The organism is Streptomyces sp. NPDC019396 (assembly GCF_040632375.1).
In the GTDB taxonomy this organism is placed as follows: domain Bacteria; phylum Actinomycetota; class Actinomycetes; order Streptomycetales; family Streptomycetaceae; genus Streptomyces.
Map to the genome: position 1 here is coordinate 103,152 of NZ_JBEYBS010000006.1, position 25,293 is coordinate 128,444.

General features: G+C 70.7%; 25 protein-coding genes and 1 riboswitch. Of the genes, 16 read left to right on the top strand and 9 right to left on the bottom strand.

What is annotated here, in order from left to right; all coding sequences use genetic code 11:
* Positions 1 to 24: 24 nt before the first annotated feature.
* The 6 genes from shc to ABZ532_RS09010 all read left to right on the top strand — a co-directional run bounded on the left by shc (position 25) and on the right by ABZ532_RS09010 (position 6,052).
* On the top strand, positions 25 to 2,073 hold the full coding sequence (shc, locus tag ABZ532_RS08985) for a squalene--hopene cyclase (protein WP_361280599.1): 2,049 nt from the start codon (positions 25 to 27) through the stop codon (positions 2,071 to 2,073).
* Between the two features lie 92 nt (positions 2,074 to 2,165).
* Positions 2,166 to 2,786 carry a 1-hydroxy-2-methyl-2-butenyl 4-diphosphate reductase gene (locus ABZ532_RS08990; protein ID WP_361280796.1) on the top strand — a complete coding sequence of 207 codons (621 nt, stop codon included), beginning with the start codon at positions 2,166 to 2,168 and terminating at the stop codon, positions 2,784 to 2,786.
* Between the two features lie 5 nt (positions 2,787 to 2,791).
* Positions 2,792 to 3,811, top strand: a complete 1,020-nt coding sequence (gene hpnH, locus ABZ532_RS08995) for an adenosyl-hopene transferase HpnH (protein ID WP_361280600.1) — start codon at positions 2,792 to 2,794, stop codon at positions 3,809 to 3,811.
* Positions 3,812 to 3,837: 26 nt separating this feature from the next.
* Positions 3,838 to 5,223 carry an aspartate aminotransferase family protein gene (locus ABZ532_RS09000; RefSeq protein ID WP_361280601.1) on the top strand — a complete coding sequence of 462 codons (1,386 nt, stop codon included), beginning with the start codon at positions 3,838 to 3,840 and terminating at the stop codon, positions 5,221 to 5,223.
* A gap of 72 nt (positions 5,224 to 5,295) precedes the next feature.
* The gene (locus ABZ532_RS09005) at positions 5,296 to 5,901 is read left to right on the top strand and encodes an XRE family transcriptional regulator (RefSeq protein ID WP_361280602.1); all 606 of its coding nucleotides are present in this window, start codon (positions 5,296 to 5,298) and stop codon (positions 5,899 to 5,901) included.
* Positions 5,902 to 5,911: 10 nt separating this feature from the next.
* Entirely contained in the window at positions 5,912 to 6,052 is a 141-nt protein-coding gene (locus ABZ532_RS09010) for a DUF6126 family protein (RefSeq protein ID WP_361280603.1), read from the top strand.
* A 21-nt stretch (positions 6,053 to 6,073) separates the two neighbouring features.
* Here ABZ532_RS09010 and ABZ532_RS09015 read toward each other — a convergent pair whose 3' ends face one another.
* Positions 6,074 to 6,889 (bottom strand): tyrosine-protein phosphatase, encoded by an 816-nt coding sequence (locus ABZ532_RS09015; RefSeq protein WP_361280604.1) that lies wholly within the window; start codon positions 6,887 to 6,889, stop codon positions 6,074 to 6,076.
* 408 nt (positions 6,890 to 7,297) lie between these two features.
* A riboswitch (cyclic di-AMP (ydaO/yuaA leader) is annotated at positions 7,298 to 7,451 on the top strand.
* Positions 7,452 to 7,455: 4 nt separating this feature from the next.
* Between ABZ532_RS09015 and ABZ532_RS09020 the strand changes: the two genes are divergently transcribed.
* Both ABZ532_RS09020 and ABZ532_RS09025 read left to right on the top strand, forming a co-directional pair.
* Positions 7,456 to 8,430 carry a LysM peptidoglycan-binding domain-containing M23 family metallopeptidase gene (locus ABZ532_RS09020; RefSeq protein ID WP_361280605.1) on the top strand — a complete coding sequence of 325 codons (975 nt, stop codon included), beginning with the start codon at positions 7,456 to 7,458 and terminating at the stop codon, positions 8,428 to 8,430.
* Between the two features lie 187 nt (positions 8,431 to 8,617).
* A complete protein-coding gene (locus ABZ532_RS09025; RefSeq protein WP_361280606.1) occupies positions 8,618 to 9,409 on the top strand; it encodes an SGNH/GDSL hydrolase family protein in 792 nt (263 codons plus the stop codon).
* Here the strand turns inward: ABZ532_RS09025 and ABZ532_RS09030 are convergent.
* From ABZ532_RS09030 to ABZ532_RS09050, 5 genes are read right to left on the bottom strand one after another with little or no spacing between them, the layout of a single operon-like run.
* Positions 9,370 to 10,320 (bottom strand): STM4011 family radical SAM protein, encoded by a 951-nt coding sequence (locus tag ABZ532_RS09030; protein ID WP_361280607.1) that lies wholly within the window; start codon positions 10,318 to 10,320, stop codon positions 9,370 to 9,372. The two genes, ABZ532_RS09025 and ABZ532_RS09030, sit on opposite strands and share 40 nt — an antisense overlap.
* 10 nt (positions 10,321 to 10,330) lie before the next feature.
* Complete coding sequence (locus ABZ532_RS09035) at positions 10,331 to 11,653, bottom strand: STM4012 family radical SAM protein (protein ID WP_361280609.1); 1,323 nt, start codon at positions 11,651 to 11,653, stop codon at positions 10,331 to 10,333.
* Positions 11,650 to 12,492 carry an STM4013/SEN3800 family hydrolase gene (locus tag ABZ532_RS09040; protein WP_361280797.1) on the bottom strand — a complete coding sequence of 281 codons (843 nt, stop codon included), beginning with the start codon at positions 12,490 to 12,492 and terminating at the stop codon, positions 11,650 to 11,652. The genes ABZ532_RS09035 and ABZ532_RS09040 overlap by 4 nt, the downstream gene beginning before the upstream one ends.
* 5 nt (positions 12,493 to 12,497) lie before the next feature.
* Entirely contained in the window at positions 12,498 to 13,658 is a 1,161-nt protein-coding gene (locus ABZ532_RS09045; RefSeq protein WP_361280610.1) for an STM4014 family protein, read from the bottom strand.
* Positions 13,655 to 14,602: an STM4015 family protein gene (locus ABZ532_RS09050; RefSeq protein ID WP_361280611.1), complete on the bottom strand. Its 948-nt coding sequence runs from the start codon at positions 14,600 to 14,602 to the stop codon at positions 13,655 to 13,657. The genes ABZ532_RS09045 and ABZ532_RS09050 overlap by 4 nt, the downstream gene beginning before the upstream one ends.
* 182 nt (positions 14,603 to 14,784) lie before the next feature.
* On the opposite strand from ABZ532_RS09050, the gene ABZ532_RS09055 reads away from it, so the two are divergent.
* Together ABZ532_RS09055 and ABZ532_RS09060 are read left to right on the top strand one after the other, a co-directional pair.
* Positions 14,785 to 15,114 carry a hypothetical protein gene (locus ABZ532_RS09055; protein ID WP_361280612.1) on the top strand — a complete coding sequence of 110 codons (330 nt, stop codon included), beginning with the start codon at positions 14,785 to 14,787 and terminating at the stop codon, positions 15,112 to 15,114.
* A 64-nt stretch (positions 15,115 to 15,178) separates the two neighbouring features.
* Positions 15,179 to 16,216 (top strand): DUF6745 domain-containing protein, encoded by a 1,038-nt coding sequence (locus ABZ532_RS09060; protein WP_361280613.1) that lies wholly within the window; start codon positions 15,179 to 15,181, stop codon positions 16,214 to 16,216.
* 57 nt (positions 16,217 to 16,273) lie between these two features.
* Here the strand turns inward: ABZ532_RS09060 and ABZ532_RS09065 are convergent, their stop codons facing one another.
* Positions 16,274 to 16,894 (bottom strand): TetR/AcrR family transcriptional regulator, encoded by a 621-nt coding sequence (locus ABZ532_RS09065; protein ID WP_361280614.1) that lies wholly within the window; start codon positions 16,892 to 16,894, stop codon positions 16,274 to 16,276.
* Positions 16,895 to 16,949: 55 nt separating this feature from the next.
* On the bottom strand, positions 16,950 to 18,176 hold the full coding sequence (locus ABZ532_RS09070) for a Glu/Leu/Phe/Val dehydrogenase dimerization domain-containing protein (protein ID WP_361280615.1): 1,227 nt from the start codon (positions 18,174 to 18,176) through the stop codon (positions 16,950 to 16,952).
* 266 nt (positions 18,177 to 18,442) lie between these two features.
* On the opposite strand from ABZ532_RS09070, the gene ABZ532_RS09075 reads away from it, so the two are divergent.
* The 6 genes from ABZ532_RS09075 to ABZ532_RS09100 all read left to right on the top strand — a co-directional run bounded on the left by ABZ532_RS09075 (position 18,443) and on the right by ABZ532_RS09100 (position 23,723).
* Entirely contained in the window at positions 18,443 to 19,696 is a 1,254-nt protein-coding gene (locus ABZ532_RS09075; RefSeq protein ID WP_361280616.1) for an MBL fold metallo-hydrolase, read from the top strand.
* A 259-nt stretch (positions 19,697 to 19,955) separates the two neighbouring features.
* Positions 19,956 to 21,719: an ATP-binding protein gene (locus tag ABZ532_RS09080; protein WP_361280617.1), complete on the top strand. Its 1,764-nt coding sequence runs from the start codon at positions 19,956 to 19,958 to the stop codon at positions 21,717 to 21,719.
* 7 nt (positions 21,720 to 21,726) lie between these two features.
* Positions 21,727 to 22,161 (top strand): roadblock/LC7 domain-containing protein, encoded by a 435-nt coding sequence (locus ABZ532_RS09085; protein WP_361280618.1) that lies wholly within the window; start codon positions 21,727 to 21,729, stop codon positions 22,159 to 22,161.
* 2 nt (positions 22,162 to 22,163) lie between these two features.
* Positions 22,164 to 22,535, top strand: a complete 372-nt coding sequence (locus tag ABZ532_RS09090; protein WP_361280620.1) for a DUF742 domain-containing protein — start codon at positions 22,164 to 22,166, stop codon at positions 22,533 to 22,535.
* Complete coding sequence (locus ABZ532_RS09095) at positions 22,513 to 23,151, top strand: ATP/GTP-binding protein (RefSeq protein ID WP_361280622.1); 639 nt, start codon at positions 22,513 to 22,515, stop codon at positions 23,149 to 23,151. The genes ABZ532_RS09090 and ABZ532_RS09095 overlap by 23 nt, the downstream gene beginning before the upstream one ends.
* Entirely contained in the window at positions 23,148 to 23,723 is a 576-nt protein-coding gene (locus tag ABZ532_RS09100) for a GAF domain-containing protein (RefSeq protein ID WP_361280624.1), read from the top strand. The genes ABZ532_RS09095 and ABZ532_RS09100 overlap by 4 nt, the downstream gene beginning before the upstream one ends.
* 51 nt (positions 23,724 to 23,774) lie before the next feature.
* Here ABZ532_RS09100 and ABZ532_RS09105 read toward each other — a convergent pair whose 3' ends face one another.
* On the bottom strand, positions 23,775 to 24,971 hold the full coding sequence (locus tag ABZ532_RS09105; RefSeq protein WP_361280625.1) for an acyl-CoA dehydrogenase family protein: 1,197 nt from the start codon (positions 24,969 to 24,971) through the stop codon (positions 23,775 to 23,777).
* Positions 24,972 to 25,293: the final 322 nt, after the last annotated feature.

Here is a 25,293-nt window from a genome sequence, read left to right on the forward strand (position 1 = left end):
ATCCGACTGCACGAAGGGGAAGCCATGACAGCGACGACCGACGGAAGCTCCGGGGCCCCGGTACCCCGCGCAGCCGCGGCCAGCGAACCGACCTCCACGCCTACCGACCCACCCTCATCCGGCGACCCTGCTCCAGGGGCCGATGCGCTCTTCGCCGCCGAGCGGGCGGCGCAGCGGTCCGCGGAGTACCTGCTCGACATCCAGGACGCCGGGGGCTGGTGGAAGGGCGACCTCGAGACCAATGTCACGATGGACGCCGAGGATCTGATGCTCCGCCAGTTCCTGGGTGTCCAGGACGAGAAGACCACCCTTGCGACGGCCCGCTTCATCCGCGGCAAGCAGCGTGACGACGGCGCATGGGCCACGTTCCACGGCGGTCCCGGAGAGATCTCCGCCACCGTGGAGGCCTATGTCGCGCTGCGCCTTGCGGGCGACCGCCCCGGTGACCCGCACATGGACCGTGCGGCGGCCTGGATCCGTGCCCGGGGCGGGATCGCGGCGAGCCGGGTCTTCACCCGCATCTGGCTGGCGCTCTTCGGCTGGTGGAAGTGGGAGGACCTGCCCGAACTGCCGCCCGAACTGATCTTCCTGCCCTCATGGTTCCCGCTCAACATCTACGACTTCGGCTGCTGGGCCCGGCAGACCATCGTCCCGCTCACCATCGTCTCCGCCAAGCGGCCCGTGCGCCCCGCGCCGTTCCCGCTCGATGAGCTGCACACCGACCGCCGCTGCCCCAGTCCGCCCAGGCCCCTTGCGCCCGCAGCGAGTTGGGACGGAGTCTTCCAGCGCCTCGACAAGGTGCTGCACGGCTACCGCAAGGTCGCCCTTCGTCCCCTGCGGCGTGCGGCGTTGAACGCCGCGGCGCGCTGGATCGTCGAGCGGCAGGAGAACGACGGCTGCTGGGGCGGTATCCAGCCGCCCGCCGTCTACTCGCTGATCGCGCTGCATCTGCTCGGCTACGACCTTCGGCATCCCGTGATGCGCTCGGGTCTCGAGTCGCTCGACCGCTTCGCCGTCTGGCGGGAGGACGTAACGCCGGGGGAGGGCGGCCACGGGGGTGGCCCCGTGCGGATGATCGAGGCCTGCCAGTCGCCGGTCTGGGACACCTGCCTCGCCACCATCGCCCTCGCCGACGCCGGACTGCCCCCCGACCATCCGGCCCTGGTGAAGGCCGCCGACTGGATGCTCGCCGAGGAGGTCGTCAAACGCGGCGACTGGGCCGTGCGCAAACCCCGGCTCGCCCCTGGCGGCTGGGCGTTCGAGTTCCACAACGACAACTATCCCGACATCGACGACACCGCCGAGGTCATCCTGGCCCTGCGCAGGGTCAGGCACCCTGATCCGGAGCGCGTCGAGGCCGCGATCGCACGAGCCGGCAACTGGACGCTCGGGATGCAGTCGAAGAACGGCGCCTGGGCGGCATTCGACGCCGACAACACCAGCGGGCTGCCCAACCGGCTGCCGTTCTGCGACTTCGGCGAGGTGATCGACCCGCCGTCCGCCGATGTCACCGCCCATGTCGTGGAGATGCTCGCCCACGAGGGGCGCGCCCACCACCCCCGTACCCGCGCCGGCCTTGAATGGCTGCTCGCCGAACAGGAGCCGAACGGAGCGTGGTTCGGGCGCTGGGGCGTCAACTACCTCTACGGAACGGGCTCGGTCGTACCGGCGCTCACCGCTGCGGGTCTGCCCACCGGGCACCCCGCCATCCGGCGTGCCGTCCGCTGGCTCGAGTCCGTGCAGAACGAGGACGGCGGCTGGGGGGAGGATCTGCGCTCCTACCGCGACACCGCGTCCGTCGGCAAGGGCGTGTCCACCGCGTCGCAGACCGCATGGGCCCTGATGGCCCTGCTGGCCGCGGGGGAGCGGGACGGCAAGGCGGCCGAGCGCGGCATCGCCTTCCTCACCGACACCCAGCGCCCGGACGGCTCCTGGGACGAGCCGCACTTCACCGGCACCGGTTTCCCCTGGGACTTCTCCATCAACTACCACCTCTACCGCCAGGTCTTCCCGCTCACCGCACTCGGCCGCTACGTGCACGGCGAGCCTTCGGCCCGCCGGAACGGGGTCTGACCGTGGACGCCTCGGATTCCGCAGGCCGCACCGCCCCCGCCGGCCCCGCCGATCAGTCCGGGCGCGGGCAGTCCGGCGGCGGGCCGTCCGAGCTGCTGATCGCCTGTGCGCTGGGCATCGAGCAGCTCGCCCTGCGCGGCGGACGCAAACGCCGTGCCGGCGCGCCCGGACCGGTGACCGTACTCCGTACGGGTATGGGCCCGGCGAACGCGCAGCGGGCCGTCAGCCGTGCGCTCCTCGACCGGCGAGGCACCGGCACCGCGGTCCTGGCCTCCGGCTTCTGCGCCGGGCTCGTCCCGGGCATGCACCCGGGCGACCTGGTGGTGGCGGCCGAGACCCGCGGCCCCTGGGGGGCCACCACCTGCGACGGCGCCGAGCTGCTGGTCCGGGAGCTGTCCCGTGCCGTACCCGGTCGCACCGTCCACTGCGGCCCGCTGACCGGTTCCGATCACGTGGTGCGCGGCCAGGAGCGCACGGCGCTGGCCGCCACCGGGGCGATCGCGGCGGACATGGAGTCCGCCGCCACGCTCCACAGCGCTCTGAGCGCGGGCGTGCGCCCCGTTGCGGCCGTCCGGGTGGTCGTGGACGCTCCAGAGCATGAACTGGTACGCATCGGCACGGTCCGCGGTGGAATATCGGCAATCCGTGTCCTGCGTGCCGTGCTTCCGGCTTTCCATGAATGGCACCGTTCTTCGCTGCTCCCCAGGAGGTGAGCCAGATGGCCATGCCGCTCCGCCAATCCATCAGGGTCGGGACCTACCTCTTCGAACAGAAGCTCCGCAGGCGGGAGAAGTTTCCGCTGATCGTGGAGCTGGAGCCGTTGTTCGCATGCAATCTGAAGTGCGAGGGATGCGGGAAGATCCAGCATCCGGCGGGCGTGCTCAAGCAGCGCATGCCCGTCGCGCAGGCGGTCGGCGCCGTGCTGGAGTCCGGGGCGCCGATGGTGTCGATCGCCGGTGGTGAACCGCTGATGCATCCTCAGATCAGTGAGATCGTGAGCCAGTTGGTCAAGAGGAAGAAGTACGTCTTCCTGTGCACCAACGCGATGCTGCTGCGCAAGAAGATGGACGAATTCACCCCGTCCCCGTTCTTCGCCTTCGCCGTCCACATCGACGGGCTGCGTGAGCGCCATGACGAGTCCGTCGCCAAGGAGGGCGTGTTCGACGAGGCCGTGGCGGCCATCAAGGAGGCCAAGCAGCGCGGCTTCCGGGTCACCACCAACTCCACCTTCTTCAACACCGACACCCCGCAGACCGTCATCGAGGTGCTGAACTACCTCAACGACGAGCTCGAGGTCGACGAGATGATGATCTCGCCCGCCTACGCCTACGAGAAGGCACCCGATCAGGAGCACTTCCTCGGGGTCGAGCAGACCCGCGAGCTGTTCCGGAAGGCCTTCGCCGGAGGCAACCGGAGACGCTGGCGGCTGAACCACTCACCGCTATTCCTGGACTTCCTCGAAGGCAGGGTCGACTTCCCGTGCACGGCATGGGCGATCCCGAACTACTCGCTCTTCGGCTGGCAGCGGCCGTGCTATCTGATGAGCGACGGCTACGTGCCGACGTACCGTCAGCTCGTGGAGGAGACCGACTGGAGCAAGTACGGCCGGGGCAAGGACCCGCGCTGTGCCAACTGCATGGCGCACTGCGGCTATGAACCGACCGCGGTACTCGCCACCATGGGCTCCCTCAAGGAGTCGTTGAGGGCCGCCCGGGAGACGGTGTCCGGCAACCGCTGACGGGGAGAGAGCGAGGGGTACGGGCGATGAGCGAAGGGTTCGACCTCGGGCGCCTGCTCGCGGAGCGCGGCGGCGAACGCTACGAGCTGCACGGCAGGTATCTCAACCACCAGCTGCCGCGCATGCTCCGCACCATCGGCTTCGACAAGGTGTACGAGCGCGGTGAGGGCGCGTACTTCTGGGACACGGACGGCAACGACTACCTCGACATGCTCGCCGGCTTCGGCGTCATGGGTCTCGGCCGGCACCACCCCGTCGTGCGCAAGGCCCTGCACGACGTGCTCGACGCCTCGCTCCCCGATCTCACCCGCTTCGACTGCTCACCCCTTCCCGGGCTGCTGGCCGAGCAGCTGCTGGCGCACAGCCCGCACCTGGACCGGGTGTACTTCGGCAACAGCGGTACGGAGGCCGTCGAGACGGCCCTGAAGTTCGCCCGGTACGCCACGGGCAGACCCAGGGTCCTGTACTGCGCCCATGCCTTCCACGGGCTGACCACGGGTTCCCTCTCGGTCAACGGTGAGGCGGCCTTCCGCGACGGCTTCGCCCCGCTGCTCCCCGACACGGCCGTCGGGCTCGGCGATCTGGCCGCGCTGGAACGGGAGCTGGGACGCGGGGACGTGGCGGCCTTCGTCGTGGAGCCCATCCAGGGCAAGGGCGTGCACGAGGCCCCGCCCGGTTTCCTGCCCGCCGCACAGGAACTGCTGCGCCGGCACCGAGCCCTGCTGATCGTGGACGAGGTGCAGACCGGCCTCGGCAGGACCGGGGACTTCTACGCGTATCAGCACGAAGCCGGGGTGGAGCCCGATCTGGTGTGTGTGGCGAAGGCGCTCTCGGGCGGCTGTGTCCCGGTCAGCGCCACCCTCGGCAGGGACTGGATCTTCAAGAAGGTCTACTCGTCCATGGACCGGGTGCTGGTGCACTCGGCGAGCTTCGGCGCGAACGCCCAGGCGATGGCCGCGGGGCTCGCGGTGCTCGCGGTCCTGGAGGACGAGCAGCTCGTCGCGAACGCGAGGGCCATCGGTGAACTGCTGAAGTCGCGGCTCACCGCCCTCGTGGACCGCTACGAGCTGCTGAAGGAGGTCCGCGGCCGGGGCCTGATGATCGGCATCGAGTTCGGCAGGCCGTCCTCGCTGAGACTGCGCGGCCGGTGGACCATGCTGCAAGCCGCGCGCAAGGGACTCTTCGCGCAGATGGTGGTGGTGCCGCTGCTCCAGAAGCACCGGATCCTCACCCAGGTCTCCGGGGACCATATGGAAGTGATCAAGCTGATTCCACCGCTGGTCATCGGAGAGGCGGAGGTCGACCGGTTCGTTGCGGCGTTCACCGCCGTGATGGACGAGGCGCACGGGGGCGGCGGGCTGATGTGGGACTTCGGCAGGACGCTGGTGAAGCAGGCTGTGGCCCAGCGCTAGCGTCCCCGGGAGCCGCTTTGCCTCTGAGGCAAGAAATTTGCCCCAGAGGGAAGATCCTGGCGCAATGGACGCATGAGTCCTTCCGCCTCAGAGCCTCCGGGGCAGCCGGTGGGCGAGCTGCCCGATATGGCCCCGCGGCTGCGCGACCTTCGCCGCCGCCGCGGTCTCACCCTGGAGGCAGCCGCCCGGCGTGCGTGCCTGTCACCCGCGCATCTCTCCCGGCTGGAGACCGGCCATCGGCAGCCTTCGCTCCCGATGCTGCTCGCCCTCGCGAGGATCTACGGCACGACCGTCGCAGAGCTGCTCGGTGAGCACCCACCGGAACGCGACTCCGTCATCCGCGGTGGCGGGATGGGACCCGCTGAGGCCGACGGCTGGAGCTACCGGCAGGCCGGCGGCCGGGGCCGCGCCATGCAGGCCCTGCGGGTGCGGGTGCCCCACGGGGCCCAGGGTGATCTGGTGCGGGTCCATCCGGGTGAGGAGTGGCTCTACGTCCTGGACGGCCGGCTCCGGCTGGGCCTCGGGGACACCGTCCATGAGCTCGCCCCGGGGGACAGCGCGCACTTCGACTCGCTCACCCCGCACCGTATCGCCTCCGCCACACCAGGCGGGGTCGAGCTGCTGTTCGTCCACACCCTGCTCCAGAGCCCCGATCCGCACGCGCGACCGCACACCTGAGGAGACCCGCATGCCCGATGCACTTGAGAAGTCCTCGCCGAGCGACCAGAAGTTCCCGCTAGGCCTGGCCGTCCGGCTGTTCGCCTACCTGGTCGCGGGCCACCTGTTCGCGGCGTTCCTCTACCTGCTGTTCACGGTCGGCGGGCAGTGAGGCCGGGGGCGCGCGGAGGTATCAGGCCGCGCCGTCCAGCAGACGGTCGCGCAGCCGCTCCCGGGTCTCGGGCGCGATGCCGAGCCCCTCGGAGAGATAGCGCTCGGGGCCGCCCCAGGTCTCCTCGATGGTCTCGAAGGCCGCCGCCAGGTATTCCGCGCGGGCATCGAAGAGCGGGTTGAGCAGGTCCATGACCTCGGGGGACATGCCGGCGGACGAGGTGTCGCTGCGGCGCACCTTGTAGCGGCGGTGCGGATCGTTCGACTTCAGGTAGTCGGCCTCGATGGCGTCCCGCTCGACGCCCACCGCGAGCAGGGAGATCGCGATCGACAGGCCCGCGCGGTCCTTGCCCGCGGCGCAGTGCATCAGGGCGGGGACACTGTCCTCGGCGAGGGAGTGCAGCACGCTGCTGTGCTCCTCGGTCCGCTCCTTGATCATCTTCCGGTACGAGTCGGACATCCGGCCGGCCGCCTTGCCGTCGGCGAGGATCGAGCGCAGCTGTTCGAGATTGCCGTCGCGCACCATCATCCAGAACTCGGCGCCGTCGGCGGGGTCGCTGAGCGGGATGTTCACGTTCCGCACTCCGGGCAGCTCGACGTCGGCCCCCTCGAGCTTGTGGTCGGCCGCGTTGCGGAAGTCGAAGATCGTGTGGAGCCCCAGGGACGCGAGGAACACCGCGTCGTCGGCGGTGGCGTGGGCGAGGTGACCGCTGCGGAACAGTCTGCCGTGCCGCACCCGGCGCCCGTCCACGGTCGGCAGACCGCCCACGTCCCGGAAGTTGCGCACGCCCGAGAGCTCGGGCTCGGTCGAAGGGACCTGGGGCAGCTGCTGCGTCACGGGGGCTCCTCCGTGTCTGCGGTTGGCGTCGCGCGCCGACGACGGCGTGCACCTGACCATACGACATGGATTCCTCGGGAAATCACCCTGCCCGAAGTGGGTCTGTCTGAGGTTAATGCCGGTTCTGTCCGATTTGATGAATTGGGGAAGGGTGCACCGGTAAGGAATGAGATGGGATTCCCGTCGTGAGCGGGATCATATTCGTGACGGTCCGTTGCCGTGTCTCCCCATCAAACCCCTTTGCGTATAAGGCAATCAAAGATCCGTAATCCACGCAGGGTGACCGGAAAATCCCCGTTGATATCGCACGGGTGAATGCCGACCGAATAGGACTGCTTGTACCGCTCGCCCGACTCGCCTACGGTCGCCGCAATCCGGTCGGACCGCCGAATCCTGCCGCCGTCCGGAATTCCGCACACACCCACGCGTGGCAGGAGCGGGGGACCCAGGTAAGTCGCCGTCCCGGGATTCCGGACGGCTCGGGGTGTAGCCGTGCCATCGCACGGCCGGGCAGCTCCAGCCCGAACCCGACAGCTCACCTCGCAGGCGCCGGAGAGGAATTCGCCATGCCCGGACGGGGTAAGCACCGCCGACCCAAGACCAGCCCGCTCGCTCGCGGATTCGTCGCCGCGGGAACCGGTGGCGCCGCCATCGCACTCCCGCTCATCGGCGCCGCAGGCGCGGCGCACGCCACGGGGAAGTCCGCTCCCGCGGCCACCGCCGAGCACACCGCCGCAGTCGCCCGACAGGCCGCCGCCCCGCAGTCGGTGGCCGCTGCGAAGCCGCCCAGGACCTACACGGTCGTGTCCGGCGACTATCTGTCCAAGATCGCCGAAGAGCAGCAAGTCCGCGGCGGCTGGAAGAAGCTGTACGCCGAGAACCGCGAGGTCGTCGGCGAGAACCCCTCACTGATCCACCCGGGCCTGAAGCTCGCCCTCGGCACCGCGGCGAAGGCCGCGCCGCCGACCGAGCGCCCCGCCCAGGCGCCGGCGAAGAGTGAGCGAGCCTCGCGGTCGGCCGACCGTACCGCCGATGCCCCCAAGGCCGCCCCGGCCGCCCCCAGGGTCAAGGCCGAGGCCAAGGTCGAGGCCGCCGCCCCCGCGGCTGCCGAGGCCCCGTCCGTGAAGAGCAAGGAGTCCTTCTACTCCGCTCCGGTCGCCGGAGGCATCAGCACCGCTTACCGCACCCCGGGTGCCATGTGGTCCAGCGGCTACCACACCGGTCTCGACTTCATCGCCTCCGTCGGCACCTCGGTCAAGTCCGTCGGCCCCGGCACCGTCGCCTCGGCCGGATGGGCCGGCGCGTACGGCAACCAGGTCGTCATCCGGCACGCGGACGGCACCTACTCCCAGTACGCCCACCTCTCCTCCCTCTCCGTCTCGGCCGGGCAGAGCGTGAGTGGCGGACAGCAGATCGGCCTCTCCGGATCCACCGGCAACTCCACCGGTCCGCACCTCCACTTCGAGATCCGCACCACCCCGAACTACGGATCGGACATCGACCCGCTGGCCTACCTCCGCCAGCACGGTGTGAGCCTCTGAACCACTCCCTCCAACTGACGTGACGTCAGTGACGTCCGCCGCTCCCCACCTGACGCGGGGAGCGGCGGACGTCTGTGTGCCGCCGGTATTCCCGTCCGCCGGAAACCGGCTCGGTGGTCTATGTCACGCCCCGTCAACCCCTCCTACGGTGGCGTAGGTCACTTCGCGCGGTGAAAGATGTCGTGACGTGGCAGACGATTCGAGATCAACAACAGACACACTATTCGGGTCGTACGCGGCGATCGGTGACAGCTTCACCGAGGGCGTGGGGGATCCGGGGCCCGACGAGCAGTTCGTCGGCTGGGCAGACCGCCTCGCGGTGCTGCTCGACGACCGTGTACCGGAGCACACCTTCCGCTACGCCAACCTCGCCGTACGCGGCCGGCTGCTCGACCAGATCGTGGAGGAGCAGGTTCCCCGGGCGAAGGAACTCGCCCCCGACCTGGTGACGTTCTGCGCGGGGGGCAACGACATCATCCGGCCCGGCACCGACCCCGACGACGTCGCCGAGCGCTTCGAACGCGCAGTGGCCGACCTCCGCGCATCCGTCGGCACCGTCATGGTGACCACCGGATTCGACACCCGGGGGGTGCCGGTGCTCCGCCATCTGCGCGGCAAGATCGCTACGTACACCGCCCACGTACGGGCCATCGCCGACCGCCACGGCTGCCCCGTACTGGACCTCTGGTCGCTCAGGTCCGTACAGGACCGCCGGGCCTGGGACGATGACCGCCTCCACCTCTCCCCGGAGGGCCACACCCGTGTCGCCCTCCGCGCCGCTCAGGTCCTCGGCATCGACATCCCCGCGGACCCGGACCAGGAGTGGCCCCCACTGCCGCCCCGGGGTGCGCTGGAGATCCGTCGGGACGACATCCACTGGGCCAGGGAGTACCTGGTCCCGTGGATCGGCAGGCGACTGCGCGGCGAGTCCTCCGGCGATCATGTGGTGCCGAAGCGCCCGGACCTCCTTCCGCTCTGAGGACCGCTACCAAGTCCAGGCCCCAGGCCCGGCCCGGGCCCGGGACCGTTCACCCCACCGTGTGCTGACGCGTGGGCGGGGATCCGCTCCAGGACCCCGCCCGCGAACACGTCGTACAACGGCAGCGACTCCAGGTGGACATAGCCGATGTGGCAGTCGCATACGGCGAGCGGGCAGGCGCGGGGCTTCAGCGCCGCGCGGTAGGAGCCGTCGTAGAGACTGCCGAGCCGGGCGCGGACGAAATGGCAGCGCCGCACCGAGCCGTCCCCGTCCACCGAGATCACCGACTCCCCGGTACGGCACGGGAGCCCGGCCGAACGGTGGGGGTGGCGGCTGTAGGGGAACAGCGGATCGAGGGCCGTCCAGCGGGCGGCCTGCTCGTCGGTGTAGGTGTGCCCCTCGGCCGCGTTGATCCACAGATAGACATGGGGCGCAAGATCCGCCCGCAGCCGCCGCGCCTCCTCCAGATGCTCCTCGAAGCCGACCACCCCGACGCTGAACCGCACCCCTCGCTCTGTGAGCTCCCGGCACTTGCGGAGGAACCGGTCGTACGGAGTCTGCCCGGGGTGGTACGTGCACCAGAGCGCCAGCGTGTCCCGGTCGGCGTCCGCCAGCCAGTCGGTGCGGCAGCTCAGGTTGGTCTGGATGGCGACCCGCCGGATGTGCGGCAGCCGGGACAGCTCGACCAGGGTGCTGCGATACCAGGACCGGACCAGCCCCTCTCCCCAAGGTGTGAACAGCACGGAAAGACGGTCGTCCGACTGCTGCGCCGCCCAGGCCGCGAACCTGCGCAGTGCGTCCCGGTCGGCTCGCAGCTGCTCCCGGCTGTCGCGGCGCTTGGCGAAGGGGCAGTACGGGCAGTCGTAGTCACAGGAGGCGAGCGGGCCCCGGTACAGCAGGGTCAGGTCCATCGGCACTCCCTCACTTGGCCTCGTAGGCGATCATCGCGGACCGCACGGCGGGCGAGAACATCGCGGGCCCCAGCGCGTCCGAGTGGGCGAGGCCCTCGGCCGTCAGCCGCAGCCGCCCGCCCGTCTCCTCCAGCCAGCCGCGCTCGGCGAAGTCCGACAGCTCGACGGGGAAGTCGTGGCCCGGATGGCTCCCGAACCGGTCCGCGTACTCCGCCACGGGCATGCCCCGCGACTGGAGAAGCGACTGGAGCAGATGACGGCGGCGTGCTTCGTCCCCGTCGATCGGCCGGCCGACCTCGGCCCGGCTGAAGTCGTCGGCGCTTGTGTAGTCGTCGATGATCCTGCGTATCTCGCCCATGTCGACGGCGTAGTCGAAGGAGTAGTGCAGCCCGGACGTGTACGAGCGGGCCCCGCAGCCGAGTCCGATCATCCCGTCGGTCTGGCAGGCGTGGTCGTCCGGGCCCTGTGCCGGTGCGTCCGCGCGGCGGAACATCCGCATCGACACCTGCTCGTAGCCGTGGGCGAGAAGGTGATCGCGGCCCTCCCGGTACAGCCGCAGGCGCTGGGCATCCCAGGCTTCGTCGGTGTCCGCGGCGGCGCGGCGGCCCAGCCCGGTCAGCGGCCGTACGTACAGCGGATACAGATACAGCTCCTCGGGCCGCCAGGACAGTGCCGCGTCCAGTGAACGGCGCCAGGTCGCACCGGTCTGCCCGTCGATGCCGTAGATCAGGTCGATGTTGAGCACGGGGAAGCCCGCGTCCCGGATCCGGCCGAGCGCGGCATCGACGTCGGCGCGCCGCTGCGGCCGGACGGCCGCGCGCGCCTCCTCGTCGACGAAGCTCTGCACACCGATGCTCAGCCGTGTCGCGCCGCGCTCGGCGAGCACGGCGAGCCGGTCGGCGGTAGCGGTGGCCGGGGAGGTCTCCACGGACAGCGGAACCGTGCCCAGACCGGCGCCCATGCCCTGCTCCGCGATGTCGCAGAGCCTGGCCAGCTCGGCAGCGGTCAGGAAGGTCGGGGTGCCGCCGCCGAAGGCCGCGGCGGTGAAGCGCACCGGATCCGCGTCCCCCAGGGCTTCCCGGACCGCCGTCGCCTGCCGTTCCAGCGCGTCGAGATAGCGCGTGGTCAGCTCGTCGGGGGCGCCGATCCGGGTGAACAGATTGCAGAAGCCGCAGCGGACCTCGCAGAACGGTATGTGGAGATACAGCGAGAGCGCGTCCTTGCGCTCGGCGGCCCACAGCTCCCGCAGCGAGGGCCGGCCGGGCAACGGCCGGTAGGCCGTCTTGTGCGGATACGCGTACACATAGCTCTGGTAGGGCCGGATCGCATTCATCGCGTCTCCCCGCTCTGGCCGCCTGCCGGGGACTCCGCGGGTCCGGGCAGGAAGAACTGCGCGTACGGGACCGTCCAGACCACCTCGTGGCCGAGCCGGTGACCTGTGTACCCGTCGTCGCCGTACGCCGTGCCGTGGTCGGAGGAGACGATCGCGAAGCAGCGCCGCCTGCTGCTAGCCGCCGCGAAGAGCCGGCCGATGTGCCGGTCGACGTACTCCAGGGCGGCGGCATGCGTCGCGCGTGAATCGCCCGCCTCGCGGGTCGCGCCGGGCAGATGGAACCAGTTGGGCTGATGCAGGGCCGCCACATTGACGAACAGGAACAGCCGCTGGTCCCGGGGGAGCGAGGAGACGATCTCCTCCGCGCGCCGCACCTGTGCCTCGAACGAGACGGGCGAGGCCACGCCGAACTCCGGCTCCCAGTGGCTCTCCTGGAACAGTCCCGGCAGCACGTTTCCCAGAGGACCCTGGCGGTTGAAGAACCCGACACCACCGATGCACACCGTGCGGTATCCGGCCTCCGCCAGTCCTGAAACCAGGTCCGGGGCGTCGTACACGAACGTGCCCTCCGCTGTGGTTTCACTGCCCGCGAAACGCGCCGCGAACAGCCGGGGATGAGGGCCGGGTTGGGCGGGCGTGGGCAGAAAACCGGCGAAGATCGCCTGATGGGAGGCGTAGGTGAAGCTGCCCGGGGCGTGCCTGCGTTCCCAGACGCCACCGGGAAGAAGCCGCGTCAGATGGGGGATCCGGCCCGCCGCGGCGAGCTCGGCGGCGACGTCGAAACGAAGCGTGTCCAGTGTGACGAGCAGCAGGTCGTCCGTGCCGACGACGGACGCCATGTCGATCATCTGTGCCGGGCCGGAAGAGCCGGAAGGGGGCGTGCGCATGGTGGTTCCTTGTGGTGCGAGGTGATGGCGGCAGCTACCTGCGCCGCGTAGGTGTCGAGGCCCGCCGCTCCGCTGCCGGGCAGCCCTGTCAGTCGTGGCAGCAGATCGCCGAACGCGTTGACCTCGCCGACGGTGAAGCGCCGCCAGGCGGTGGCGGGCAGGACATCGACCCCCACGCACAGCCGTCCAGGGAACAGTGCCGCCGCCCGTTCGCAGAGCCCGAGCACGTGCTCCGGCCAGCTGCGGCCCGCCGCCCGGACGGCGGCCATCGCCTCGGCCAGATCGCCGCGCTCGCCACCGAGATGGAGATTGGTGAGTGGGGAGCGGCTGGTCCGCACGACGGCATGGGTCGCCTTGCCCGCGACCACCACGACCCGCAGATCAGTGGCCCGGGCGCGGTGAACGGCCTTCGGCAGCCAGCGTTCGATGTGCAGGCCGTCGGGCGCCAGAGCGTCCACGATGGCCGCGACCTCGGACTCCGAGGTGTAGCGGCGCAGCCGGAGCGAGTTGAAGAGCCTGCCGTCAGGTGCCCGCTCGACCGATGTGACCGCGTGCACCCGTCCGCCGGAGGCGGCTTCGACGGCCAGCACCCCGGATGCGGATGAGCCGTGGGCCGGTTTGACGAAGGCGCGGCGGAAGGCCGGCTCGGCGAGATGGCCCCGGACGTCCTCCCAGCCGCCCACGACCGGGGCGCGCCCCGATGTCGGGGACGGCGGCACCGCCACGCCGGCCACGGCGAGCCGCTCATGGCACAGCCGCTTGTCGAACAGCACGGCGAGATCGCCCGGGTCGTCGAGCAGCGTGCCGCCCGCGTCCCGAACCGCCACGGCCACCTCCCCTGCGGCTTCGTTGAAGCTCCTGTACCACCGGGCGCCACCTTCGACCCGGGACGGGTCACGGACACCGCGCAGCAGGAAGTCGACCTCCGCGTTCTCCCCCGGTGAGTCGATGCGCACCCACTCGTCCGGCAGGAAGCGGCAACGGCCCCGCAGCACGTCGAGCCACGGCACCACGCGTGCGTCGGGCAGCCCCGCCGCACGCACCGCGTCCTGGAAGAGGCGGACGCGCCTGTTCTCGGGATTTCCCACGACGGCGAAGCGGGGCGGCGCCGTGGTCACTCCGCCACCGCGGTGAAACGGCCGTCGCCACCGTCCCACGGCTCCTGGACGTCGTCGAGATCGACCGTGACACCGGCCGGCTCCAGCGCCTCACGTATCCGGTCCCTCAGCGGGCCGCTGATGAAGTGGTGGTTGAGGTCGAGCTTCTTGAGGTGCGTGAGTGGCTGGCCCTCGAGCAGCGCCGCCGCGCCTTCGTCGCCGAGCGTGCCCATCGACAGATCGAGGGTCTCGAGGCGCGCCACGACGGGGGCGCTGGCGAACGCGGCGGCGATCTCGTCCTGTATCTCGGCGTTGCGCAGCGCCAGATGCCTCAGCCTGGGCAGCCGGGAGCCGGTGAAGAACGACTCCAGATCCGCCAACTCGGTGTCGCCGCCATATGCGGAGACACCGAGCCACAGGTCCAGGTGCTCCAGCGCGGGCAGCTCGCTGCCGGCGATGCCCCGCACGACCTCGGCCGGCAGACCGCCGGTCTCGACGCACAGGGTACGCAGCGCGGCGTGCCGGACCGCGGGGAACCCGAGTCCTGTCCCGCCCCGGACTCCGAACTCCTCCAGCTCGGGGAAGGCCTCCAGCAGGGGAGTCACCGTGGTCTGGTTGATCCACGAGATCTCGCATTCCTCGTACGTGATGTCACCGAAGAACAGCGCGCGCAGCGCGGGCAACCGGCCCCGCGCATCCCGGATGGCCGCGATGACCTCGTCGGGAGCGCTCTCGTACACGTCGCTCCACGCGCCGACGACCAGCGCCCGCACCCGGGCGGTGTCCACCGCCGCGGTGAAGCGGGCGAAGGCCGCCTCCCATGCCTCGTCACTCTCGTACGCGTCGACGGAGACCCGCCAGGCGACCGACTCAGGGTCGGGGAGGGAGCCGGGCTCGGCGTCGGCGTCGGGGAAGTCGAAGACGGGCAGGCCGTACAGGTCCTGCAGATGGCCCGAGATGGTCATGACGGGGCTCCAGACACCGAAGGGCGTTGATCGGCTGATGTGCGAGCAGTTCTACCAAGCCGCAGTGACAACGCTCTCCGCGGGGCGCCCGGACGGAGCGGGGGGAACGCGTTGTCAGACCCTGCCCCTAGCTTCGGTGTCGGGTTCGGCGCACTCGGCGCCGCCACCTGGAGGGGAGTGCCATGTACCGGCAGGGAGACGTGCTGATCGTGCCCGTCGCGTCAGACGACGTTCCGGAGCACGTGAAGCAGGTGGAGGGGGAGCCGCGGGACGGCAGAGGCCGTCTCGTGCTGGCGCTCGGCGAGGTCACCGGGCATGCGCACGCGCTCGCCGCGAGGGGCCGGCTTGTCCGGGAGTCCGTGGTGCCCGGCGGGCCGATGCTGCTCGAACTCCCGGAGGGTGGCCGTCTGGTGCACGAAGAGCATGCGCCGATCGCACTGCCCAAGGGCTGGTACCGCGTGGTGCGCCAGCGGGAGTACATACCGGGCGCCGTCAGGATCGTCGCGGACTGAGGACTCGGGCTCGGCGGACGACGGCAAGAACATCGCAACGGACAACAGGGGACGGGGATACACCATGCGGTACGTGGACAAGTGGCGGGCCGTGGCGGCGGCGACAGGCCCGGCGGAGCGCGCGGAGGCGGAGGAAGGAGTGCGGCTCGCCTACCGGTCGGCGGGGCTGACCGCACCAGGGCGGCTGATCTGGGTGGACTCGCCCCGTGCCGCGGTGGCGGCGGTGCGCTCGCTGGAAGGGGCGGGTCGCTCGGTGCGGGACCGGATCAGGACGGACCCCTGGGCCGATGAGCGCCGGCGCGTGCATGACGAGCTGGGACCGGCGGGTTGGACCGATCACTGGTCGCGCACGGGCGCCCTGCTCTGGGACAACACCCGGGCGCTGGCCGAGCGGATCCGGTCCGGGGTCGCCGACGAACTCGCCGCAGAGGCGGCGGCGCTGGCCGGGGGTGACGAGGACGAGGCGGCAGCAGAGCGCACCGCCGTTCGTCTCGTCCTGATGGACGCCGTGCTGGGCCAGCACGACGCGGCCTGGCTCGCGGCCTTCGACGGGCGCGGCGAGCGACTGGCCGGTCTGGCCCGGGTGGCGGAGCACGCGGGCTGGTGGTGGCCGTTCGAGCAAGCGGTGGTCCTGTGTGAGCGGCCGGTCGAACTGCACCGCGACGAGGCGGGGCGGCTGGACCGCGGTGACGGTCCGGCGCTGGCTTTCGCCGATGGCTTCGCACTGCACGCCTGGCGCGGAATGCCGGTGGCCGCGGACTTCCTGGCCGGACTCGCCTCACTGACCCCCGAGCGCATACGTACCGAGGAGAACGCCGAACTGCGGCGCGTGATGCTTGAGTTCTACGGTTATGACCGCTATCTCGCCGAGTCGGGTGCCCGGCCCGTGCATCGCGACGAGACCGGGGTGCTGTGGCGTATCGCGCTGGCCGACGACGAGGACGTCGCCATGGTCGAGGTGGTCAACTCCACCCCGGAGCCTGACGGCACGCACAAGACGTACTGGCTGCGGGTACCGCCCGCGACCCGCAGTGCGAGGGAGGGAGTGGCCTGGACGTTCGGGCTCGACGCCGCCGCGTACGAACCACTGCGTCAGACCTGAGGCCAGGTCGGCGGGCCGAGCCGTGCGGCGTCCCCGGCGGGAGTGCTCCCGAACGGCCTACGCGCCCTGCCGGGTCAGCGCCTCGCGCTCGAGGCCCAACTCGCGCGCCAGTGCCTCGTCCGTCCATGCCAGCATCGCGGCCCGGGTGAGCGTCCCGCCGTACGCGGTCATCTGCACCGCCAGGCCGTCCAGCAGGGCAGTGAGCCGCCACGCGGCGGACGCGGGGTCGTCGCAGTGCAACTCGCCCGCCGCCGAGCCCTCCGTGATGACCGCGGTCAGCGCCGCCTTCCACTGCTGGTCGAGGTCACGGGCCACATCGCGCAGCGCGGGGTCGCGCAGCGATGAGGCCCAGCCCTCGATCCACAGTCGCCAGCCCTTGGCCTGGCCCGTCGGGGCGTACCAGCGGACGGCGGCGCGCAGCCGGCGCAGTGCGGAGGTCCGGCGGTTCAGGATGCGGCGCAGATGGGCCAGATCGGCCTGGGCGGCATGGGCGAAGGCGGCCGCGACCAGCTTCTCCTTGGTTTCGAAGTGGTACAGCACGAGCGCGTTGCTCACCCCTAGGGCCGAGGCGACGTCGGCGATGCGTACGGCCGCCACGCCCCGGGCCTCGATCTGTTCCACGGCGGCCCGCAGCAGTTCCTCCCGCCGCTCCGCCACGCTCAACCGGAGTCTCGCCACCCGGTCACCCTACACACGCCTGTGCGAGCTCACGGGGGTGTTGGTCCATGTGCTGTCAGCCGTACCAGCCGTAGCGTTCCGTGATCACAGGGAGCCGCTCGGCGGCTATCGCGTGTGCGGCCGCGCGCGGGGTGGTGGAGTCGGCCTCGGCGCGCGCGAGCATCTGGCCGACCAGGGCCCGCATCGAGCGGCGGGTGTGGGCGAAGGCCTCGTCGGCGTCGGCGGCGATGTCACCGAAGAGGGTCCACCACCACCAAGCGTTGGTCCCCGAGTTCACGACCACATCCGGCAGCACTGTCACCCCGCGGGCCGCGAGAAGCCGTTCCGCCTCGGGCAGGACCGGCATATTGGCCGCCTCGACGATCCAGCGGGCGCGCACCCCGGTCTGGTTGTCCGCGTCGATGGCATACGAGACGGCGGCGGGCACCAGGACCTCCGCGTCGGCCACCAGCCACGCGTCGCCCGGTAGCTCGGTGTCGTCGGGCCGCAGCGCCGCCCGGTCCACCGTGCCGTACGCGTCACGCGCGGTGAGGAGGGCCTCCACGTCGAGGCCGCCGGGGTTGACGATGGTGCCCTTGACGTCGGCGACGGCGACGATCCGCAGACCGGCCCGGGACAGAAAGCGTGCCGTGGCCCCGCCCATCGTGCCGAAGCCCTGGAGGGAGACCCGGGTGCCGGCGCGGTTCCTGCCCGCGCGGTCGAGTGCCGTGAGCACCGATTCAGCGACTCCGCAGCCACCGACCAGTTCATCGAGGCCGATGCCGTCGACCTCGATGCTGAAGGCGTCCGCCAGCCGCTCGCGCGCCGCCGCCTCGTCGTCGAGCAGCCGGTACACGGCCTGCACGGACGAGACGAGTCCCGCTTCGTAGGCTGCCCGGTCGACCAGATCCTGGCTGAGTCCCAGATCCTCACCGGTGGTCCAGCAGCTCTCGATGTACGGACGCATCGCGCGCAGATACCGGACCAGCACCCCGTAGGCCTCCGGGTCCCGCGGGTCGCAGTCGATCCCGCCCTTCGCGCCGCCGAGCGGCACGTAGCGGGCCGTCGGATCGTCCGCGTGAAAGTGCAGGGCCTCCTTCATGGTCATACCGCGTGCCAGCCCCGCCACCTCCTCCAGGGTGCACCCCGCACGCATCCGCAGTCCGCCGCTGGCCACTCCGCGCACGAGACGGTCCACCACAAGGTGCCCCTGACGCCCGGTGACGGGGTCGGTCCAGGTGAGCGAGATCAGCGCGGTGTGCTGGGTCTGCTGGGCTTTCAGTGAGGTGTCCACGGCGGACATGGAGCCTCCAGAAGGAGCGACGGACTGAACCGTCGGTCAGTATCTGGAGGTGTCGGACTCGTGTCAACGCGATATTCGCGCAGGCCGGACGGGGTGCGCCCGCCGCCCTGCCCGGGACGCCCGGATTTGTGTCCGGGTGCCCTGGGCGAATGTGACATTTCCCGCCGCCGGGAACCAGCCGCCCCACGGGTGCGTTCCTGCACTGTCGTACCCCCCGCACATAATGGAAGTCCCGCAAGGAAGACTCCCGGACCCCAGGAGGCCCCGTGACCGGCGCCGCACCCCCGAGTTCTCTGCGCTCCCGGCTGCGGTCACTGCGGCCGACCGTCTTCGGGGCCGACCCGGAAGGGGAGCGGATGGAGCGGATCCGCCGCTCGCCGAACTTCGCCGACGGGGTGTTCCGCAACCCGGTGGAGGCCAGGACCAGGCCATCGGGCTCCACGCTCGAGTTCGCGAAGATCTACTTCCAGCGGGAGGCCCGCAGGCTGCGCATGCCCACCGCCCCCATCCCCCTGCACACCGACACGCTGGCGGACCTCGCCGCACCGCCCGCCACAGGGCTGCGGATCACCTGGATGGGTCATTCGAGCGTTCTCGCCGAGATTGACGGCCGGCGGGTGCTCTTCGACCCGGTGTGGGGCTCGCGCTGCTCACCGTTCCCCTTCGCCGGACCCAAGCGGCTGCACCCCGTGCCGGTGCCGCTCACCGCGCTCGGCCCCGTCGACGTGGTGGTGATCTCGCACGACCACTACGACCACCTGGACATGCCCACGATCCGCGCGCTGGCGTCCACGGACAGCGTGTTCGTCGCGCCGCTCGGTGTGGGCGCGCACCTGGAGCGCTGGGGTGTGTCCGGCACGCGGCTGCGCGAGCTCGACTGGGGCGATTCGACGGAGGTCGCGGGCCTGCGGCTGACCGCCACCCCGGCCCGCCACTTCTGCGGGCGCGGGCTGCGCAACCAGCAGCACACCCTCTGGGCCTCCTGGGCGCTGCTCGGGCCGTCCGGCCACCGCGTCTACCACAGCGGGGACACGGGTTACTTCCCCGGCTTCAAGGAGATAGGCGCCGAGCACGGTCCCTTCGACGCGACCATGATCCAGATCGGTGCCTACAGCGAATACTGGCCCGACATCCACATGACCCCGGCCGAGGGGCTGCGCGCCCATCTCGACCTCCAGGGCGGGCAGCTCTCCGGGGTGATGCTGCCGATCCACTGGGCCACCTTCAATCTCGCCCCGCACCCATGGGACGAGCCTGGCGAGGGCTGTGTCACCGCCGCGGCCGAGGCCGGGGCCCGGCTCGCCCTGCCGCTGCCGGGCCAGCCCTTCGAACCCACCGCGGCGGACGTCCCGGCCGCGCCCTGGTGGCGTGCGGTCGCACCGGTCTCCACGGCCGCCCCCGCCCCCGTCGCGTCGGCGGGCAGCCATGACGACGCCGCGGCGGACGCTCCGGCGTCCGGTGTCCGTGGTGCGGTCGGGGGCACCGACGCGGAGGCCCCCGAGGCCGCCCCGACAGGCTGAGACACACCACGGGACACAACGGCCCGCGGCGCCCCCTCGTGCGAACGAGGGGGCGCCGCGGGTTTTCGCTCTGCCGTGCGAAGCCTCATACCAGAGACGGACGCCGCACGGGCAAGTTTGTCAACTGCCCACCGCAGATGAACGGTTGACGACTACCGTGTGTGGCCGGTGATCAACGGTGGGCTCACCTCGCGTCGGGGTGCCCGGCCGCTGAGCCGCAGCTGAACACCCGTAGTACGGCCACGTACCAAGGACGCTGATGTCTCAACTTCGCGCACCCGCCGCGCGGCCGGACCGCCGCGAGGGCGGACGGCACGGCCGGTCAGGCTCCCGCACTCCCACTGCGAGCCCCCGCGCCCCCCACACTCCCCCCACCACCCGGCAGCGGTCCGCACCCCCGCCGGAATCCCGGATACGCCCGCAGTTGCTGCGTACAGCGGTTCTGCCGGCCGTCGTCGCCTCGCTCAGCGGCGCCGCCGCGGTGCTCTTCACGATCCGCTCCACGGACACACACCCCTCAGCCGCTCTCTGGATCGCCCTCCTGGGTTCATCGGCGCTTGCCCTCGCCGCCGTGGTCACTGCCGCGTTCGGCGCGGACCGCGCCGCGCGATCCGTGATCGACCGCTGCAACAAGCTGCGCCGTTCGACCGCGCGCGGCCAGGCGGACCTGCGTACCGTCGTGGAGGGACTTCGCCGCGGTGAGCGCCCGGGGCCCCGCCGGGACGTGCCGGTCCCCGGGCAGGGTGCGGACGAGTTCGATCTGCTCGCCCACGACCTCGGCCGGTCCTATGACGCCGCCGTCGCCGCGGTCGTCCAGGCCTCCCGGCTCTCCGGCAGTCCCGGGAGCGACCAGAAGGTCGAGGTCTTCGTCAACCTGGCCCGCCGGCTCCAGTCCCTTGTGCACCGCGAGATCCAGCTTCTTGACGAGCTGGAGAACGAGGTCGAGGACCCCGAGCTGCTCAAGGGCCTGTTCCACGTCGACCACCTCGCCACCCGCATCCGCCGTCACGCGGAGAACCTGGCCGTGCTCGGAGGTGCCATCTCCCGCCGCCAGTGGTCGAATCCGGTCACCATGACGGAGGTACTGCGCTCCTCGATCGCCGAGGTCGAGCAGTACCCGCGGGTGAAGCTGGTGCCGCCGATCGACGGCACCCTGCGCGGCCACGCCGTGGCCGATGTCATCCATCTGCTCGCCGAACTGGTCGAGAACGCCACGCTGTTCTCGGCCCCGCACACCCAGGTCCTGTTGCGCGCCTCGCACGTCACGGCCGGACTCGCCGTCGAGGTCGAGGACCGGGGGCTCGGCATGTCCACCGCCGAGCAGCACAGGATGAACTCCCTGCTCGCCGACCCCGATCAGGCCAATGTGGCCCAGATGCTGCAGGACGGCCGCATCGGCCTGTTCGTGGTGTCGGCCCTCGCCCGCCGCCACGGCATCGCCGTACGCCTCCAGTCCAACATCTACGGCGGGATCCAGGCCGTACTCGTGCTGCCGAAGGGACTGCTCGGCGAGGAGGCCGACGGCCACTCGAACGCAGGACAGGCCCCCGCGCACGCTCCCGACCAGACCGGTGCGACCGCTGTCGTGTCGCTTCCGGAACACAACGCACCCGGTCAAACACCGGCACCAGCGCCTGCACCGGCACCCGCATCGGCCCCGCCGGCCGGGCCCGGCCCGGCCACCGGACCGCAGCGTTCGCTCACCTACGTCGCCACCGGCCCCGGCATCCCGCACCAGCCGCCGCAGCCACCAGCGCGTCACCAGGGCGGCGCCGGCCAGGACCCGCTGCCGGAGCCCGCCGCCACGGGGGGCGGGCGCCCCACGCTCCCCAAGCGCCGCGCCCAGGAGCATCTGGTGCCGCAGCTGCGCCATGACCCGGCTCCACGACCGGAAGAGGAACACGCCCGCCACGACCCGGGGCTGATGGCCGCCTTCCAGCGCGGTATCGGCCTCGCACAGACCCAGAGTCCCCCGGCCGCCCCCCACGAACCGCACCTTCGGGACGACACTCACAAGGAGTAGATGCACCATGGCGAGCGATGCGCCGACCGGCCAATCCTCGGATCTCGACTGGCTGCTCAGCGGACTGGTCCAGAGAGTGCCGTACACCCACAACGCGGTTCTGCTCTCCTGCGACGGCCTGGTGAAGTCCGTACACGGGCTGGACGCCGACAGTGCCGACCACATGGCCGCGCTGGCATCCGGGCTGTACTCACTCGGCCGCAGCGCCGGTGCCCGTTTCGGCGACGGTGGAGAGGTCCGGCAGGTCGTGGTAGAACTCGACTCCACCCTGCTCTTCGTGTCCACCGCGGGCTCGGGTACGTGTCTGGCCGTGCTCGCCGGGCGCGAGGCGGACGCCGCGGTACTCGGATACGAGATGGCGATGCTGGTCAAGAGCGTTCGGCCCTACCTGATCACTCCGGCGAGACAGCCGGCCGGAGCGCCGAGCACCATGGGGCCCTGACCGTGCCGGCTCTGCAGGAGGGGCCGTGGCTCGACGACGCGGCCGGGCGTCTGATTCGCCCGTACACGGTGAGCGGGGGACGCACCCGTCCGACGGCAACACTGGATCTGCTCTCGCTGGTGATGGCGACCGGTGCTGCCCCGCAGTCCCATCTGGGCCCGGAGCACACCCTGGCGCTCGGGTTGTGCGACGGACCCACCTCGGTGGCGGAGATCTCCGCGCACTTACGCCTTCCCGCGGTCGTCACCAAGGTGCTCCTGTCCGACCTCCTGGACTGCGGTGCGGTCACCGCACGGGCGCCCCGGTTCCAGGAGTCCCCAACCGACCGTTCTCTGCTGGAGGCAGTGCTCGATGGTCTACGACGACGGCTCTGAACCCCATGGCCGCCCAGGCCGTTCGGTCGCGGGCCTCTTCCCCGCCGCGCTGAAGATCCTGGTCGCCGGGGGTTTCGGAGTCGGCAAGACGACCTTCGTCGGTGCGGTGAGCGAGATAGAGCCGCTCAGCACCGAGGAGTTGCTGACCACGGTCAGCGCGGCGACCGACCGGCTCGACGGCGTCGAGTCCAAGACCACCACGACCGTCGCGATGGACTTCGGCCGCATGACCCTCGACGAGCGCAATGTGCTGTACCTCTTCGGCACACCCGGTCAGGAACGCTTCTGGTTCATGTGGGACGAGCTCTCCGAGGGAGCACTGGGTGCCGTGGTGCTGGCCGACACCCGCCGCCTCGACGAGTGCTTCGCCGCCGTCGACTTCTTCGAGCGGAGGGGCATCGGTTTCGTCGTCGCCGTCAACGAGTTCGACGGGGCCTACCGCTACGAGCCGGATGAGGTGCGGGCCGCCATCGACCTCAGACCCGAGATACCGGTCGTGCTGTGTGACGCCCGTATCGCCAGTTCCGGGATACGGACCCTGGTCACCCTCGCCCAGTATCTGCTGACCACCACACCGGCACCGGCCCCGGCGCCGAGCTACGGAGCACACTCATGACGTACGACCCGACCGGCCATCTGCTGCTCACCCCCGTGGACCGTGACGCACCGATACGGGTGCGCAGGCTGCGCCAGCTGGGGCTGGGGGAGCGGGCGGAACCGGCATTCGACGACTTCGCCCACCGGCTGGCGGAGGTGACCCGGGCCCCCTACTCGATGGTCAACTTCATCGATGAGAACCAGCAGTTCTTCGCCGGGCTGCACACACCGTCGGGCAGTCACTCGGGAGAGCAACTGGACGCCGCCGCCGCCGCGACGGGCGCCGACGTGAGCCGCTTCATGGCGCGTGACCACGGGTACTGCCCCCATGTGGTGGTGCGGCGCAAGGCGCTCGTCCTTGAGGACGTGTGCGACTATCCGCGCTTCGCGGGGAACCCGGTGGTGGACGAGATCGGCATCCGGTCCTATCTCGGGGCGCCGCTGATCGACCGCACCGGGATCGCGCTCGGCACGATCTGCGTGGTGGACACCGAGCCGCGGCCCTGGGGCCGGGCCGGTCTCGAGACGATCAAGTCGCTCGCCGCCGAGCTGGTGGAACAGATCCACCGCCGCGAGGACGGTGGAATCTGACGGTGCGGCGATCGTGACGAGGGCGCCCCGCGCCCGGCCGGGACCCGCCCCTCACAGGGCGGGCGCCAGCCGAGTCAGTGCGGACAGTCGCTGTGACCACTGCCCCTTGGCAGTGCCCAGCGCCACCTCGGCGAGCCGGAGCAGCTGGATGTCGGAGGTACCGGCGGGCGCGAAGATGTGGTGGGCGTCCCGCAGATAGCGTTCGATGGGGCATTCGGTGAACAGCCCGGCCGCCGCATGGACCTCCATCGCGTTCCGTGCCGAGTCCAGCGTCGACTCGACATTGACCAGCTTCGCGTTCATCAGCTCCGCGTCGCACTCCATCCCCTCGTCCAGCAGGTGCACCGCGTGGTACGCGGCGAGCCGTGCCGTCATCAGTCGTGACTGGAGCTGCCCCAACTTCATCTTGATGGAGGGCAGTTCATGAAGCGGCTTGCCGTAGCGCCGGCGTTCGGAGCAGAAGCGCGTGGTCTCCTCGAGGATCGCCTGGTGGATGCCGAGCGCGACCGCCGTGAGGTTCGCGCGTCCGTACAGGACGCTGGAGGAGTACGCGACGGCCAGACCGTCTCCCTCCTCACCCAGCCGATTCTCCACCGGCACCCGGCAGTTGTCGAAGAACAGCTCGCCGAAGCCGAATCCGTGCAGACCCATCGTCGGCTTCTGTTCACCCGTGCGAAAACCGGGTCGGCCCGACTCGACCAGCAGCGCCGTCAGGCCCCCTGACCCCGGGCCGGTGCGCACCACGACGCCGTGGAGATCGCCCACATGGCTGTTGCCGACGTATACCTTTCGGCCATTGAGGACATAGTCGTCGCCGTCACGTACCGCGGTGGCGCTCATGCCCAGCACATGACCGCCCGACTCCGGCTCGGTGACCGCGATGGTGGGAAGGCACTCACCGGCCGCGATCGCCGGGAGCCAGGTCTTCTTCTGCTCCTCGCTGCCGAAGTGGACTATCTTCGCCGCACCCAGCTGGGAGGCCTGGACCATCGCTCCCATGGCGGCGCTGGTCCGGGACAGCTCCTCGATGATGATGGTCTTGGCGAGATGGCCGGCCCCCATCCCTCCGTAGTCCTTGCCGATGGTCGCTCCGAGCCAGCCCTGCCGTGCGATCAGCCTCGACAGCTCGTGGTGCACCGTGCGGGCGGTCTCCATCGCGGTAATCCGCGGCCGGACCTCACTCTCCGCGAATTGCCTGACGCGCTCCCTGAGCTGATGGTGCGGTCGACTGGCGAAGTACCCGTCCATTGGCGAGCCCTCCTCTGCGAAAACGCCTGCTCGCGCGGTTGTGCGAACTGGTGGTGCATCGGTGTGGTCCCGTTCCGTACGGGCCGGGCACCACATGGCACCTCATGGTGTTGATCACCGCCGACGGCATTCAGGCAGACTCCCAACTATGTCTGAAACAGGGCCCGTTGACGTTTGAATGAAACTGTGTGCCGGGTGGTACAAGCCCGTCGCTCCTCCTGGAAGGGCATTCCCACCGGGTCGCTGCTTGCCACATGCCAAGGGCAAAGGTTTTACGCGGCGCCCGGCGCATGGTTGTGCCGCCCCGCGCCCCCGTCCACGC

Bases quoted from the DNA above. Each gene is read 5' to 3' on its own strand.
- shc (WP_361280599.1), top strand. From the start codon at position 25: ATGACAGCGACGACCGACGGAAGCTCCGGGGCCCCGGTACCCCGCGCA.
- hpnH (WP_361280600.1), top strand. From the start codon at position 2,792: ATGGCCATGCCGCTCCGCCAATCCATCAGGGTCGGGACCTACCTCTTC.
- ABZ532_RS09000 (WP_361280601.1), top strand. From the start codon at position 3,838: ATGAGCGAAGGGTTCGACCTCGGGCGCCTGCTCGCGGAGCGCGGCGGC.
- ABZ532_RS09005 (WP_361280602.1), top strand. From the start codon at position 5,296: ATGAGTCCTTCCGCCTCAGAGCCTCCGGGGCAGCCGGTGGGCGAGCTG.
- ABZ532_RS09010 (WP_361280603.1), top strand. From the start codon at position 5,912: ATGCCCGATGCACTTGAGAAGTCCTCGCCGAGCGACCAGAAGTTCCCG.
- ABZ532_RS09020 (WP_361280605.1), top strand. From the start codon at position 7,456: ATGCCCGGACGGGGTAAGCACCGCCGACCCAAGACCAGCCCGCTCGCT.
- ABZ532_RS09030 (WP_361280607.1), bottom strand. From the start codon at position 10,320: ATGGACCTGACCCTGCTGTACCGGGGCCCGCTCGCCTCCTGTGACTAC.
- ABZ532_RS09035 (WP_361280609.1), bottom strand. From the start codon at position 11,653: ATGAATGCGATCCGGCCCTACCAGAGCTATGTGTACGCGTATCCGCAC.
- ABZ532_RS09040 (WP_361280797.1), bottom strand. From the start codon at position 12,492: ATGGCGTCCGTCGTCGGCACGGACGACCTGCTGCTCGTCACACTGGAC.
- ABZ532_RS09050 (WP_361280611.1), bottom strand. From the start codon at position 14,602: ATGACCATCTCGGGCCATCTGCAGGACCTGTACGGCCTGCCCGTCTTC.
- ABZ532_RS09055 (WP_361280612.1), top strand. From the start codon at position 14,785: ATGTACCGGCAGGGAGACGTGCTGATCGTGCCCGTCGCGTCAGACGAC.
- ABZ532_RS09060 (WP_361280613.1), top strand. From the start codon at position 15,179: ATGCGGTACGTGGACAAGTGGCGGGCCGTGGCGGCGGCGACAGGCCCG.
- ABZ532_RS09070 (WP_361280615.1), bottom strand. From the start codon at position 18,176: ATGTCCGCCGTGGACACCTCACTGAAAGCCCAGCAGACCCAGCACACC.
- ABZ532_RS09080 (WP_361280617.1), top strand. From the start codon at position 19,956: ATGTCTCAACTTCGCGCACCCGCCGCGCGGCCGGACCGCCGCGAGGGC.
- ABZ532_RS09085 (WP_361280618.1), top strand. From the start codon at position 21,727: ATGGCGAGCGATGCGCCGACCGGCCAATCCTCGGATCTCGACTGGCTG.
- ABZ532_RS09095 (WP_361280622.1), top strand. From the start codon at position 22,513: ATGGTCTACGACGACGGCTCTGAACCCCATGGCCGCCCAGGCCGTTCG.
- ABZ532_RS09100 (WP_361280624.1), top strand. From the start codon at position 23,148: ATGACGTACGACCCGACCGGCCATCTGCTGCTCACCCCCGTGGACCGT.
- ABZ532_RS09105 (WP_361280625.1), bottom strand. From the start codon at position 24,971: ATGGACGGGTACTTCGCCAGTCGACCGCACCATCAGCTCAGGGAGCGC.